We start from the raw sequence: 13,650 nt of genomic DNA, 5'->3' as shown, positions 1-13,650 counted from the left end.
TTGACCCGCTCAAGATGACCTCAGAGAGTGTTGCAGAGCACCTAGAACAATTAATCAATCATTATGCTGCACAAGGCTGGAATTATATCCGTCTTGAAGACGCAAGAGCCTATGTACAACCAACTGGTGGTTGTTTTGGTTTTTGGCAAACACCTGGTTTTACTATTCATAGACAAATGGTTGTTTTTAGCAGATGAAACTCTTCCTCATAAGCATAATCCGATTGTATTGGTTTTTAATTCCTGAAAACAAAAGAAACATCTGTATTTTCAAAGAATCCTGTTCGCGCCATGTGTACAGAATAACCAAACAATCTGGATTATTAGCAGGTATAAAATCTTTGTGGTTCCGTATGCAAAACTGTAATCATAAATTCGATATCTATCGCGATTTTCAAACTCAGGAATTAAATATGAGGTTGAAATCGGGAGTAGTGATTAAAAAAGAAGAAATGAGTGAATTGTTCTAATATTGTAATTCTGTCAATTATTCACTACTCTTTTATATGCCTTTTTTCTACATTTGTCTTGCATTGAACTTCTGTAACCAACTCCTTTGCAATGGAAAAAATTCCGATTCGGCATATTTACACTTTTCAAAAAGAACCTGATTTTTCGGAGAGCTTTAGCATTCGGAATATTAAGATACTTCTTGAGGGTGACGATATGGTGCAGGAACTCCATCGGCATGACTTCTTTTATATCCTCGTATTGGAAAAAGGAATGGGTAGTCATGAAATAGATTTCATTCCCTATACTATTGGAAATCATTCTGTTTTCTTTATGCGCCCCGGTCAGGTACATCAGCTAATCTTAAAAGCAGGAAGTTCTGGTTATTTGATTCAATTTAGCACTGATTTTTATTCGCCGCAGGACAACGTTTTCAATACATTGCGCAAAGCAAGCAGTATCAATCACAGTAAAGTGAAGGCTCATCGGTTTCAAAAATTATTACTGCAACTGGATTATGCTTTTCAGGAATACACCAACAAAGAAGAGCACTATCTTGAAGTAATAAAAATGAATCTAAGTGCTTTCTTTATCGAACTTATCCGTCAACAGGGCAATAGTCCATCCGACGTAACTAATCTTTACACTCAGGAACGTCTTGATGCTTTCTTACAACTTTTAGAAACCCATCTTTACCATCATAAAGAGGTGACATACTATACTGAAAAATTAAATCTATCCACCTATCAGCTAACGGCTATTACAAAAACTACCCTTGGTAAAACCTGTTCTGAATTGATTAATGAACAGATTCTATTGGAAGCTAAAAGATACCTGCTTGCAACCTCAAATCAAATCAATCAGATCGCCGATAATTTGGGTTACGATGATGTTTCTTATTTTATCCGATTCTTTAAAAAACATACCGGTTACTCCCCTGAAGTCTTTCGACAGAATTTTAAATAAATCCTATAGAACTTTCTTTTTGTCCTATTCAATAATCTCTTGTGGAAATTATCTTTGTCATACTAAATAGATTAAAACAAAAACAATAGACATGGAAAAAACTTGGGACGAAGAATACAAAGACCGATGGGATGAACGGTACAATGATTCAGCCTATGCTTATGGAAAAAGTCCGAATGTTTTTTTCAAAGAATGTCTTGAAAAATTAGACACAGGCTCCCTCTTAATGCCTGCCGATGGTGAAGGTCGCAATGGCGTATTTGCAGCACAATTAGGATGGGATGTAACTTCTTTTGATTTAAGTGAAGAAGGAAAACTGAAAGCATTGAAACTTGCCAAAGAAAAACAAGTTACACTTCATTATGTTGTGGGAGATTTGGAACAGCTTGAATTTGAAAAGGAATCTTTTGATGCTATTGGATTAATTTATGCTCATGTAGCTGCCCATAAAAAATCTTCTTTTCACAGAAAATTGAATGATTATTTAAAACCTGGCGGTATTCTTATTTTTGAAGCCTTCAGCAAAAAACATTTAGAATACACGCGCCTTGACCCTAAGGTAGGCGGTCCAAAAGATCTTGATTTATTATTTTCCATCGCCGAAATAAAAGCCGACTTTGAAGGCTATGAAATATCAATACTTGAAGAAAAAGAAATTCTTTTACAAGAAGGAAAATACCATATTGGGAAAGGTGTAGTAATACGATTTGTAGGCCGCAAACCTCTTTAATCTTTTCATATCAAATCGTTTTTGCAATATTTCCTAGTTGTTTTAATTTCAACTTTATTTCTTCAGACCATGCTAAACCAATGCAAAGTCTCATACAATTATTGAATTGATTCTGCAAGGTAAACATTCGCCCAGGGGCAATACAGATGCTTTGTTTTATAGCCAACTCATAGAGTTTTTTAGTATCGATTTCTTCTTTAAATTCTACCCAGATTGCAAGCCCTCCTTGAGGTCTACTCGTCTTGGTTCCTTCTGGAAAATATTGAGCTATGGCATCGGTATAATTTTGATAATTGCTTTGCAAAATTCGACGTAACTGACGCATATGATTTTCATACTTACCCGTTTTCAAGAAGTTTGCAACAGATTCTTGTATGATTGTCGCTGAAGATATCGAATGGATTAGCTTTAGTTTTAATACTCTTTCTTTATATTTCCCAGGAGCAACCCATCCCACACGGTAACCGGGCGCTAGCGTTTTCGAAACAGAACTACACCATAAAACATTGCCTTCTTTATCAAATGATTTACAACATTTAGGGCGGTGTGAACCAAAATAGAGATCACCATAAATATCATCTTCAATGAGTGGAATATTATTTTTAGCCAAAAGAGCTACAATTTCCTTTTTATTTTCATCAGGCATATAGCATCCCAATGGTGTGTTGAAATTCGGCACCAACAAACAAAGATTAATTTTCGGAATTGCTTCCTTTAATGCTTCGATTTCTAAACCAGTCGTAGGATGTGTTGGTAGTTCCAAGACTTTAAACCCTAGACTTACTGCCAACTGTAACGTACCGGGATAACAAGGGCTTTCCATTGCAATCGTATCTCCCGGTTTTCCTAAAGCCATCAAGCAAAGAGAAACCGCATTCATAGCACCATTGGTCGTAATGAGATCATCTTCATGTAAATCTCCTCCCCAAGCTAAAGAACGTATGGCAACCATTCTTCGCAATTTCACATGACCTTGCAAGGGTTCGTAGGATATGCCTCCTTCTCTAAGTTCCCGTGTGGCTTGTATCATTTCTTTTTTTAGTTTGGCCAACGGCAACAAATCTCCTGATGGAGCACTAATTGAAAAAAGAGTGAGCTTGTCATTTCCCATGTTAGCATACACTCTATTAATCAGCTCATCCGGTTCATTATTATTGGCTAACAATGAAGGTCGGCTGACTTCTGGGAGTGGTAGTTTTAAGTACGATTGTCGGCTTACAAAATAACCTGATTGTGGTTTCGAATCGATTAATGATTGTGCCTCCAATTCCTGAAATACACGCTTCGCAGTATTCATACTGATATTATGTTCATTACACAATATCCTTACCGAAGGCAATCGGTCACCCGATTTCAAAATCCCTCGTCTAATCTGACCCGCAATTCCAGTGGCTATTTTATTATACAGAAAATCTTTGCTCATACTACAAATATAACTGTATCCATTAAAATACACAAAACTGATACTGTGCTTATTGTATTTCTCATTCTACTTTTGCACACAACCTGATAATCATAACAAAATGGACAATAGTAAATCAATAGAAAATAGTAATAATGGTTGGATTAATGGATTCATCGGAGTACTGATATTTAGCGGCTCATTAGCTGCAACTAGAGTAGCTGTATTGGATCTTAATCCTGTATTTTTAACCGGTTCCCGTGCCACCATAGCTGGAATCCTTGCTCTTTGTCTACTCCTAATTTTCAAAGAAAAGCGCCCAACGAAACAGCATCTTTCTTCCTTAATCATTGTATCTATTGGAGTCATCATTGGATTTCCATTATTATCTGCTTTTGCCTTACAGCATGTTACCTCTGCACATTCTGTTGTTTTCCTAGGCATGTTACCCCTTACCACGGCATTATTTGGTGTTATGCGTGGTGGAGAACGTCCTCGTCCAGCATTCTGGTTATTCTCTATTCTGGGAAGTTCCCTTGTTATAGGCTATGCCATTGCACAAGGTCTTACTGCATCGCCTATTGGTGATATTCTAATGTTATTGGCCGTTATTCTATGTGGACTTGGCTATGCCGAAGGAGCTAAACTTTCCAAAACACTTGGTGGTTGGCAAGTCATCTCTTGGGCATTAGTACTATCCTTACCACTTATGGCGCCGATAATGTTTTTTCTATTTCCTTCTCCTATTGAAAAAATAGGCATGCCCGCTTGGCTTGGCCTCGGTTATATTTCAGTATTCAGCATGTTAATCGGTTTTATATTCTGGTATCGTGGATTGGCTCAAGGTGGGATTGCAGCTGTAGGACAACTACAATTATTACAACCCTTTTTTGGATTGGCACTAGCTGCAACTTTACTTCACGAACAAGTGAGCGTTGGTATGATGGGTATCACAGTGGGTGTAATTCTCTGTGTTGCGGGCTCTAAGAAATTTGCAAAATAATTGGATTCGATTACAACTCAAAACAGAAAAATATCCGAGTAAAAGCATTCCATCTAATATTGCTCATTGATTGGTTATTTTATATTTGTAAAAAAATTAAATCTTCAATGAAACATTTCCTTCGACTTACATGCATTGGTTTGACTGTATTATTTGCTTCTTGTTATTCTTTCGCACAACAAAAAGACAATTATTCTGCTAAAATTGACAGCTTGACTAAAACGACTCATCCCAGAAGTTTTAATGGTGTGGTGTTTATACAGCAAAATGGAAAAACAAAATATGCTAAAGCCTATGGATATGCTGATTTTAATAAAAAAATAGTACTGAAAATTTCTGATAACTTCTCTACAATGTCAATTGCTAAGCAGATTACTGCTACATTAATTTTACAAGAAGTTGAGAAGGGAACAATTGATTTACATATACCAATCCGTACCTATTTACCAAATTATAGGTACAGTTGGGCAGACACTATAACCGTGCATCAATTGCTAAACAATACTTCGGGTTTGAATAGTGATAATCTAGAAAAACCTTTAAAGTTTACTCCGGGTAGTAATTTTAGTTATTCTAACGTAGGTTATTCGGTATTAGGAGAACTATTGGAAGTACAAAGTCACAAAAGCTATAATCAATTGGTTACAACATTATTCAAAAAATGTGGCATGAATAACAGTTATTATCCCTCAGATAAAAATCAGAAATTTTTAGTAAAAGGGCATACTATCAAAGAAGACGGAACTTTCATTGTAAATAAAAAAATCAGTTTTGAACCTGCTCAATATTTTGGAAGCCATTTAATTGTTACGGCTCCCGATCTAGCCAAATGGAACGAACAACTGCACAAGGGAAAGTTGCTCAAACCTGCTATTTATCAATTAATGACAACCTATTCGATTACTAATCAGCATCCAGTATTTGGTGATGAACCTATTGGTTATGGTTATGGATTGCGAATTAATGACAAAGCTTCTATCAAAGAGATAGGACATACTGGTTTCCATCCTCGTGAAGGATTTACAGCCGTAAATTTATATTATCCGAAAAGTAACACCAGTGTTATAATAATGGAAAATCAAGCCAATGAAAACTTTGATATTGCTTATTTCTTCGAGCAAGAAGTACGAAAAATTGTTTTGGAATCGAATCTTTTGAAATAAAAGCATCTTAAATAAAACAACAAAACCCGACTATAAGTCGGGTTTTGTTTTGGTAGCGGAGAGTGAGGGATTCGAACCCTCGATAAACTTTTGGCCTATACACGCTTTCCAGGCGTGCTCCTTAAACCACTCGGACAACTCTCCAATATGTTCTTTTTTACAAGAGTGCAAAGAACAAAAAAAAATATCATTTATGGAAATATAAATGGACTTATATTATGACAATTCTCCACGAATTGAAGTCTCAAATATAGTTTTGAATACATTTGGTGCTACCTGCTGTCCTAAAAGATACATTAACTTGGTAATTGCTGCTTCTGTCGTAATATCTTTACCCGAAATAAGGCCTATTTCCTTAAGCTGTGTGCTCGTTTCGTATTGCCCCATGCTTACACTACCTCCAGAACATTGCGTTACATTAATGATGTGTAAACCGTTTTGAATTGCCTGGCGCAATAATACGACAAACCATTCTTCCGTTGGTGCATTTCCAGAGCCATAGGTTTCCAGTACAATTCCTTTTAAATTCGGGATTCCGAAAATAGCTTTAAGTACGGCTTCATTAATCCCTGGGAATATTTTGACAATAACCACATTACTGTCCAATTCTTTATTGACTTTGAATGCTTTATTACTCGCTTTAGGAAGTAATAATTCTTCGTTGATTTTTAAATGAACACCAGATTCGGCTAATGCAGGATAGTTTAAAGAGCTGAATGCATTAAAATGTTCAGCATTTATTTTTGTAGTTCGGTTAGCTCGGTATAATTTATACTCAAAGTACAGACATACTTCACTAACTACTGGTTTATTCTTATATTGTAATGAAGCAATTTGAATGGCCGTAATCAGGTTCTCTTTAGCATCTGTTCTTAAATCACCAATAGGCAACTGAGATCCTGTAAAGATTACTGGTTTTGATACATTCTCGAGCATAAAACTCAAGGCAGAAGCGGAATAGGACATCGTATCCGAACCATGTAGCACTACAAATCCATCAAATTTCTCGTAATTTTCTTCTATAATAGTGGCTATCTTCACCCATCCTTCCGGATTCATATTGGATGAATCGATAGGTTCTTCAAAAGAAATGGTTTCAATCGTACAATCCAATTGTTTTAATTCCGGAATTCGTTGTAACAGTTTACTAAAATTAAAAGCTTTCAGTGCTCCTGTTTCAAAGTCCTTCATCATACCAATTGTTCCACCGGTATAGACTAAAAGAATATTGGCTTTAGATTGCATTCTCGTACTTCAGTTTATTAATTACCGGATTAGCATACATTAGTAAAAATCCTTCTAATGCCACTTCATTATTTTTATCGATTCGTTTCTCCAAACGACGAACGAACAGTTGTTTTTCCTTATCGGTATAACAATCTGCATATTTATCCGTCTTATGGTACATATCGTATGCGATATAATTTGTTGGCCAAAGCTTATAATTACTCAGGATCGCATCATCAATAGTTTGTGCTAAAGCCTGAATTTGTTTATTGGTGTTGTTGAATTCCGCAGAAATTCCATCTAATTCACTTTCCAAAACATCACCTACATGAATATGAATCCGTTTTTTCTGCCCCATTACCCCACTTAATAGTGTAATGAAATCTTCATTTTTCTCTTTGATATAGATTAAATCATTTGCTTCTGCGATCAATTGTGGCATTTTCAAAGCATCTGTTGGATCATATTCGTAAGAAATTGATACCGGAACAATTTTAATCTTTTTAAAATAGTCCATCAGATTTTTTTCATCCGAAGCCATCGCCAGCATTTTTAAAACACCAGGATGTGTTGCATCATTTCCGTCTTTCGTTCTACCTTCACGTTGTGCAATCCATACAGAGCGGTTTTCACGCGCTAATAATTGATAAATATACTCTGACATGAGTTTCGAACTTTGAAGTAATTCACGAGGTGGTAACCCGCGTTGTACTAAAAAATTTCGATTCAGTTTTGAAAGTGTATATAAAAATGATTTTTTAACCAGATTATCACCAATAGCCGAAGCTGTCATGACTAATCCTTTCTCGTACAAACATACGTTTAGTAAAGAGGTATCCAGAATAATATCACGGTGATTCGAGATATAAAGGTAAGGTGTATGATTGTCTAATTTTTCAAAACCTGAAGTAGTTAATCCATCGGAACTTTTTTCGACTACCTTCATTACTGAATGGTAAATAAAATTCACTTGAAAATCGCGAATAGAATGCGTTTTTTTGAGTTGTTCAACCCAAACATTATCTTCTACTTCTGGAAAAGTAAAACTCATCATGGCCTTCATCATCGGATTGTGGACTACACCACATATCGCTTCATTTACTTCGCTATCATAAAATGGGCGAATCTGATCAAATTTTGACATTTAAAAATATATTTTCTTTGGATGTTACAAATGAACAAAATTTTATTGAAATCATTGTTCATTCTTTGTTAAATACCAAAAACTGCTTTCGAATTCACTGTGGTTTCCGAAGCAATTTCTGTTGAAGTTACGTTGTAAATTGAAGCTAATTTATCGACTACATTTACAATATAACTGCTTTCATTTCTTTTTCCTCTAAAAGGAACAGGTGCAAGATAAGGCGAATCTGTCTCAAGCACAATATGTTTCAAATCTATTTCTCCTATAAATTGATCAATTTTTCCATTTTTAAAGGTCACTACTCCACCAATTCCCAATTTCATATTATATGAAATCGCTTTTAAGGCTTGTTCATGTGTTCCAGAAAAGCAATGAAAAATCCCGAATAGGTCTTCTCCCTTTTCTAATTCCAATACTTCAAAAATCTCATCAAAAGCTTCACGACAGTGAATTACGATAGGTAATCCGTATTGTTTTGCTAATTGTATTTGCTTTTGAAAAGCAAATTGTTGCTCTTTTAAAAATGTTTTATCCCAATACAAATCAATCCCAATTTCTCCTACAGCTACAAATTTTCGCTCCTCCAACTGTTTTTCCACATGCTCTAATTCTTCCAAATAATTCTCTTTCACATAAGTAGGATGCAATCCACTCATCAAAGAAACATTTTCAGGATATTGTGCTTCCAAATCATACATGGATTGTGTTGCACTGGAGTCAATTGCTGGTATAAAGAAACGGGTCACACCTACATTGATGGCTCTTTGAATCATCGCATCACGGTCTTCATTAAATTCTTCACTATATAAATGGGTATGCGTATCTGTAAGTATCATTTTGTTAATTTCTGAAATGCAAAGTTACAAAGATTACAGGGAGATAAAAAATAGTTCACAAAACAGTACAAATAGTGATTTTATGCTTTTTTTTAGATATAAAAATATACTTTTATCCTACTATACTATTCCATAATTCATTGGTATGAAAATTCTACAAGAGGTACTTAAAGATAAGGGTTATAAAAAGATCAATTTCAAAATTTCAAAAACAAAGCATTTACTGATTAAAGCGACAATAAATGGAGTCAGTGGGAATTTCATTCTGGACACTGGAGCTTCGAATAGTTGTGTGAGTTTTGAGAGTATTGAACATTTCCATTTGCTGGCTACCGATTCCAAAACAAAAGCTGCGGGTGCAGGTGCCACAGGAATGATGACTCAGGTTTCCGACAACAACACCTTAAAATTAGGCCGTTGGGTTGATACTGATTTCACGCTCGTTATTTTTGATTTAACGCATGTCAATACAGCCTTAATACAATATAAAGCCAAACCAGTAGACGGTATAATTGGTGCCGATATTCTCATGCAGGGCAAAGGTATTATTGATTACTACAATCATTGTTTGTACTTGAAATAAACCCATAAAAAAACCCGCTTTTCTCAAAGCGGGTTTTTTATTTATAATGCAAGAACTATAGTTCTAATGCTTTCTTAGGATTATTATCCATCAATAATTCAACTGGATTTTCCAATGCTTCTTTTATCGCTACAAGGAAACCAACAGACTCACGTCCGTCAATAATTCTATGGTCGTATGATAAAGCAACATACATCATCGGGTGAATTTCAACTTTTCCATTTACAGCAATTGGACGCTCAATAATATTGTGCATTCCTAAAATTCCTGATTGAGGAGGGTTAATAATTGGAGTTGACAACATACTACCGAATACACCACCATTAGAAATAGTGAATGTTCCACCAGTCATATCATCTACTGTAATTTGTCCATCACGTGCACGGATAGCCAAACGTTTGATTTCTGATTCAACACCACGGAATGTTAAGTTTTCTGCATTACGAACAACAGGAACCATTAATCCTTTAGGACCAGATACAGCTACTGAGATATCACAGAAATCGTATGAAATTTTATGATCACCATCGATCATTGAATTCACATCCGGGAATAATTTTAAAGCTCTAGTTACGGCTTTTGTAAAGAATGACATATATCCTAAACCTAAACCACCGTGTTTCGCTTTGAATGCATCTTTGTACTCGTTACGTACAGCATTGATTGGGCTCATGTTTACTTCGTTGAAAGTCGTTAACATTGCCGTTTCATTTTTAGCAGCTACTAAACGCTCAGCTACTTTTCTACGTAACATTGATAATTTTTGACGCTCAGATCCACGGTTTCCTCCTGTAGGAGTTCCCATTGATGGTACTGCATTTACAGCATCATCTTTCGTGATTCTTCCATCTTTACCTGTACCAGAAACGTCTGAAGGTTTGATGTTTTTCTCGTCTAATATTTTCTTCGCTGCTGGAGAAGGAGTTCCTGAAGCATACGTTTTTTCAGCAGCTGGTGCTGCTTTAGGCGCTTCTTCTTTTTTAGGCTCTTCCTTTTTAGGAGCTTCTGCAACTGGTGCAGCAGGAGCACTTCCACCGTCTGGTTTCGCTGCGCTTGTATCGATTAAACAAACCACTTGACCTACAGCAACTGCATCACCTTCTTCTGCTTTAAGTGTAATAATTCCACTTGCTTCTGCTGGCAATTCTAATGTTGCTTTGTCTGAATCAACCTCAGCAATAGCTTGGTCTTTTTCAACATAATCTCCGTCTTTTACTAACCAAGTTGCAATTTCAACTTCCGTAATTGATTCCCCTGGTGAAGGGACTTTCATTTCTAAAATCATCGGTATATAATTTTAATGATGTGTTGTTTATATTCTGATTATCAAAAATACAATATTAATTAAATAAATTCTTGTCAAAAACCATTGCAATTGCTACGGCGTGACGTTTCTTAGCACGAGTACTACTTCCTGCTGCTGGTGCACTATAAGCTTTTAATGAAGCTATTCTTAATTTTACTTCTGTAAAGTTCATTAGCATATAGCTGTATGCTCCCATGTTTCTTGGCTCTTCTTGTGCCCAAACATAATCATCTGCATTTGGATATTGTGCAATAATTGCTTTTAACTGTTCTACTGGTAATGGGAACAATTGTTCAATACGCACTAAGGCAACATCTTTTCTTCCTAGGTTTTCTCTTTCTGCTAATAAGTCATAATAGAATTTACCTGTACAGAATACTAATGACTTAACGTCTTTTTTGTTTACTGTAGTATCATCCAAAACTTCTTGGAAACTTCCAGTTGCAAATTCTTCCACAGTAGAAACTGCTAATGGATGACGCAATAAACTCTTTGGTGTAAATACAATCAAAGGTTTTCTGAATGTTGTTTTCATTTGTCTTCTTAACAAGTGAAAGAAGTTTGCTGGCGTTGTACAGTCAGCTACATACATATTATGTGTTGCACACATTTGTAAGTAACGCTCCATTCTTGCTGAAGAGTGCTCTGCTCCTTGTCCTTCATATCCATGAGGAAGCAACATCACTAATCCATTTTGGTTATTCCATTTATCTTCTGCAGCAGAGATATATTGGTCAATCATAATTTGTGCTCCATTACTGAAATCTCCAAATTGTGCTTCCCAAATCGTTAATGTTTTTGGACTTGCTAATGCATATCCATAATCAAATCCTACAACGGCATATTCTGATAATAGTGAATTGAAAATATTGAATTTCCCTTTTTGATCTTTCAACTGTGTTAAAAGCACTACTTCTTCTTCAGACTCTTCTACTTTTATTACTGCATGACGGTGAGAGAATGTTCCTCTTTCCACGTCTTGTCCAGAAATTCTAACATCGTATCCTTCTGTCAATAATGAACCGTAAGCTAATAACTCAGCCATAGCCCAATCCAACTTATCCGTTTCGAAAAACATTGTTTTTCTATCGTTAACTAGCTTTTGGATTTTATTGATGAATTTTTTATCCGTCGGAAGTTCCGTGATTACTTTAGCAATTTCAGTCAACTTCTCTTTTGGGAAAGTTGTATCAAATTTTTGAAGCATTTCTACATCACTAGCTTGTGCATATCCATCCCATTCATTTTGCATAAATGGAGTGATGATTGTCAAGTCTTTTTTACGAGAAGCTTCTAAGTTTTCTTCTAAACCTGCTTTATATTTTTCTTCTAATTGCTTCACATATTGATCATCAATAATGCCTTCGGCAATTAATTTTCCTGCATAAATATCTCTTGCATTACTGTGTTGTGCAATGATTTTATATAATTTAGGTTGAGTGAAACGAGGCTCATCACCTTCATTGTGTCCGTATTTTCTATATCCTAATAAGTCAATAAATACATCTCCACCAAACTTCATTCTATAATCTAATGCAAACAACATAGCGTGTACTACTGCTTCCGCATCATCTGCATTTACGTGTAATACTGGTGACAATGTTACTTTAGCAATATCAGTACAATAGGTTGAAGAACGTGCATCTAAGTAATTCGTTGTAAACCCAACTTGGTTATTGATTACTAAGTGGATTGTTCCTCCTGTTTTATAACCATCTAATTTGGCCATTTGAACAATTTCGTACACAATTCCCTGTCCAGCAATTGCAGCATCACCGTGAACGGCAATAGGCAATACTTTAGAAAAATCGTCTTCAAAATGTCTATCTTGTTTTGCTCTTGCAATACCTTCAACTACTGCCCCTACTGTCTCTAAGTGAGATGGGTTTGGTGCTAAGTTAAGGTTAATGTTTTTTCCTGAGCTTGTTTTTCTGTCTGAAGTTAATCCTAAGTGATATTTAACGTCACCATCAAAAAGAGCATCATCATCGTAATCTTTACCGTCAAATTCCGAGAAAATATCTTGTGTAGATTTCCCAAAAATATTCGCTAAAACATTCAAACGACCTCTGTGTGCCATTCCCATTACAAACTGCTCTACACCTTTTTCAGCGGCTGCTTCAATCAATGCATCTAGTCCTGGGATAATTGACTCTCCTCCTTCAAGTGAGAAACGTTTTTGTCCTACATATTTAGTATGTAAGAAATTTTCAAACGAAACGGCCTGATTTAATTTGGAAAGAATGTTTTTCTTTTCATCCGTAGAAAATTTAGGTAAATTTTCATTTTGGCTTAATCTTTCTTGAATCCATTCTCTTACCTCTGGATCACGGATGTACATGTATTCTACTCCGATATGTTGACAATATACATTGCGTAAATGTTCTACAATTTTCTGTAAAGTTGCAGGTTGTAACCCTACTACTTTAGCTGCATCAAAAACAGTGTTTAAGTCTGCATCAGAAAGTCCGAAGTTGTCCAGGCTTAAAGACGGAGTAAAAATTCTTCTGTCTCTTACTGGGTTAGTTTTGGTAAATAAGTGTCCTCTTGTACGATATCCTTCAATAAGATTTAAAACCTTAAATTCTTTTTGAAGTTTCTCAGATACCAAACTACAATCTGCCTCACCAGAAACATATTGCGTCAATTGAGCTACTGGCTCTTCTTGACCATATGAAGCGTTTCCGAAGTCAAAGCCTTGAAAAAAGCTTCTCCAACTTGGTTCAACACTGTCTGGATTTTCTAAATATTGATCATATAAATCTGCAAAAAATGCAGTATGTGCCGCGTTTAAAAATGAAAACCTATCCATAATATTGTCTAATGACCTATTTTGTTAAA

General features: G+C 35.6%; 13 protein-coding genes and 1 tRNA gene. 7 read left to right on the top strand and 7 right to left on the bottom strand.

Translation table 11 applies throughout. The features are described 5' to 3' along the window. Positions 1 to 14 precede the first annotated feature (14 nt). The 4 genes from P6733_RS01025 to P6733_RS01010 all read left to right on the top strand — a co-directional run bounded on the left by P6733_RS01025 (position 15) and on the right by P6733_RS01010 (position 2,145). Positions 15 to 197 carry a hypothetical protein gene (locus P6733_RS01025; protein WP_372339290.1) on the top strand — a complete coding sequence of 61 codons (183 nt, stop codon included), beginning with the start codon at positions 15 to 17 and terminating at the stop codon, positions 195 to 197. After that, positions 194 to 469, top strand: a complete 276-nt coding sequence (gene yidD, locus P6733_RS01020) for a membrane protein insertion efficiency factor YidD (protein WP_306349714.1) — start codon at positions 194 to 196, stop codon at positions 467 to 469. The genes P6733_RS01025 and yidD overlap by 4 nt, the downstream gene beginning before the upstream one ends. A 91-nt stretch (positions 470 to 560) precedes the next feature. Next, entirely contained in the window at positions 561 to 1,415 is an 855-nt protein-coding gene (locus tag P6733_RS01015; protein WP_306349713.1) for an AraC family transcriptional regulator, read from the top strand. A 91-nt stretch (positions 1,416 to 1,506) separates the two neighbouring features. After that, positions 1,507 to 2,145, top strand: a complete 639-nt coding sequence (locus tag P6733_RS01010; RefSeq protein WP_306349712.1) for a class I SAM-dependent methyltransferase — start codon at positions 1,507 to 1,509, stop codon at positions 2,143 to 2,145. 10 nt (positions 2,146 to 2,155) lie between these two features. Here the strand turns inward: P6733_RS01010 and P6733_RS01005 are convergent, their stop codons facing one another. Further along, positions 2,156 to 3,568: an aminotransferase-like domain-containing protein gene (locus tag P6733_RS01005; protein ID WP_306349711.1), complete on the bottom strand. Its 1,413-nt coding sequence runs from the start codon at positions 3,566 to 3,568 to the stop codon at positions 2,156 to 2,158. A 100-nt stretch (positions 3,569 to 3,668) separates the two neighbouring features. Between P6733_RS01005 and P6733_RS01000 the strand changes: the two genes are divergently transcribed. Both P6733_RS01000 and P6733_RS00995 read left to right on the top strand, forming a co-directional pair. Further along, positions 3,669 to 4,550 (top strand): DMT family transporter, encoded by an 882-nt coding sequence (locus tag P6733_RS01000; RefSeq protein WP_306349710.1) that lies wholly within the window; start codon positions 3,669 to 3,671, stop codon positions 4,548 to 4,550. Between the two features lie 107 nt (positions 4,551 to 4,657). Next, complete coding sequence (locus P6733_RS00995) at positions 4,658 to 5,713, top strand: serine hydrolase domain-containing protein (protein ID WP_306349709.1); 1,056 nt, start codon at positions 4,658 to 4,660, stop codon at positions 5,711 to 5,713. Between the two features lie 56 nt (positions 5,714 to 5,769). Here the strand turns inward: P6733_RS00995 and P6733_RS00990 are convergent. The 4 genes from P6733_RS00990 to P6733_RS00975 form a co-directional block, all read right to left on the bottom strand. Next, positions 5,770 to 5,857 (bottom strand) — tRNA-Ser (locus P6733_RS00990). A 72-nt stretch (positions 5,858 to 5,929) separates the two neighbouring features. Continuing rightward, entirely contained in the window at positions 5,930 to 6,958 is a 1,029-nt protein-coding gene (locus tag P6733_RS00985; protein WP_306349708.1) for an asparaginase, read from the bottom strand. Next, the gene (locus P6733_RS00980; protein WP_306349707.1) at positions 6,948 to 8,084 is read right to left on the bottom strand and encodes a 1-acyl-sn-glycerol-3-phosphate acyltransferase; all 1,137 of its coding nucleotides are present in this window, start codon (positions 8,082 to 8,084) and stop codon (positions 6,948 to 6,950) included. The genes P6733_RS00985 and P6733_RS00980 overlap by 11 nt, the downstream gene beginning before the upstream one ends. A 68-nt stretch (positions 8,085 to 8,152) precedes the next feature. Next, positions 8,153 to 8,920, bottom strand: a complete 768-nt coding sequence (locus P6733_RS00975; protein ID WP_306349706.1) for a TatD family hydrolase — start codon at positions 8,918 to 8,920, stop codon at positions 8,153 to 8,155. A gap of 145 nt (positions 8,921 to 9,065) precedes the next feature. Between P6733_RS00975 and P6733_RS00970 the strand changes: the two genes are divergently transcribed. Continuing rightward, positions 9,066 to 9,503: a retropepsin-like aspartic protease gene (locus P6733_RS00970; RefSeq protein ID WP_306349705.1), complete on the top strand. Its 438-nt coding sequence runs from the start codon at positions 9,066 to 9,068 to the stop codon at positions 9,501 to 9,503. A 55-nt stretch (positions 9,504 to 9,558) separates the two neighbouring features. On the opposite strand, the gene odhB is transcribed toward P6733_RS00970, so the two are convergent. Beyond that, positions 9,559 to 10,788, bottom strand: a complete 1,230-nt coding sequence (gene odhB / locus P6733_RS00965; RefSeq protein ID WP_306349704.1) for a 2-oxoglutarate dehydrogenase complex dihydrolipoyllysine-residue succinyltransferase — start codon at positions 10,786 to 10,788, stop codon at positions 9,559 to 9,561. A 55-nt stretch (positions 10,789 to 10,843) separates the two neighbouring features. Continuing rightward, positions 10,844 to 13,621 carry a 2-oxoglutarate dehydrogenase E1 component gene (locus P6733_RS00960; RefSeq protein WP_306349703.1) on the bottom strand — a complete coding sequence of 926 codons (2,778 nt, stop codon included), beginning with the start codon at positions 13,619 to 13,621 and terminating at the stop codon, positions 10,844 to 10,846. Positions 13,622 to 13,650 lie beyond the last annotated feature (29 nt).

This window comes from Flavobacterium aerium (genome assembly GCF_030766725.1).
Taxonomy (GTDB): Bacteria; Bacteroidota; Bacteroidia; order Flavobacteriales; family Flavobacteriaceae; genus Flavobacterium; species Flavobacterium aerium.
The sequence above is the reverse complement of the archived record's forward strand: the minus strand, read 5'-3'. Positions and strand labels throughout refer to the sequence as shown.

Bases quoted from the DNA above. Each gene is read 5' to 3' on its own strand.
- P6733_RS01025 (WP_372339290.1), top strand. From the start codon at position 15: ATGACCTCAGAGAGTGTTGCAGAGCACCTAGAACAATTAATCAATCAT.
- yidD (WP_306349714.1), top strand. From the start codon at position 194: ATGAAACTCTTCCTCATAAGCATAATCCGATTGTATTGGTTTTTAATT.
- P6733_RS01015 (WP_306349713.1), top strand. From the start codon at position 561: ATGGAAAAAATTCCGATTCGGCATATTTACACTTTTCAAAAAGAACCT.
- P6733_RS01010 (WP_306349712.1), top strand. From the start codon at position 1,507: ATGGAAAAAACTTGGGACGAAGAATACAAAGACCGATGGGATGAACGG.
- P6733_RS01005 (WP_306349711.1), bottom strand. From the start codon at position 3,568: ATGAGCAAAGATTTTCTGTATAATAAAATAGCCACTGGAATTGCGGGT.
- P6733_RS01000 (WP_306349710.1), top strand. From the start codon at position 3,669: ATGGACAATAGTAAATCAATAGAAAATAGTAATAATGGTTGGATTAAT.
- P6733_RS00995 (WP_306349709.1), top strand. From the start codon at position 4,658: ATGAAACATTTCCTTCGACTTACATGCATTGGTTTGACTGTATTATTT.
- P6733_RS00985 (WP_306349708.1), bottom strand. From the start codon at position 6,958: ATGCAATCTAAAGCCAATATTCTTTTAGTCTATACCGGTGGAACAATT.
- P6733_RS00980 (WP_306349707.1), bottom strand. From the start codon at position 8,084: ATGTCAAAATTTGATCAGATTCGCCCATTTTATGATAGCGAAGTAAAT.
- P6733_RS00975 (WP_306349706.1), bottom strand. From the start codon at position 8,920: ATGATACTTACAGATACGCATACCCATTTATATAGTGAAGAATTTAAT.
- P6733_RS00970 (WP_306349705.1), top strand. From the start codon at position 9,066: ATGAAAATTCTACAAGAGGTACTTAAAGATAAGGGTTATAAAAAGATC.
- odhB (WP_306349704.1), bottom strand. From the start codon at position 10,788: ATGATTTTAGAAATGAAAGTCCCTTCACCAGGGGAATCAATTACGGAA.
- P6733_RS00960 (WP_306349703.1), bottom strand. From the start codon at position 13,621: ATGGATAGGTTTTCATTTTTAAACGCGGCACATACTGCATTTTTTGCA.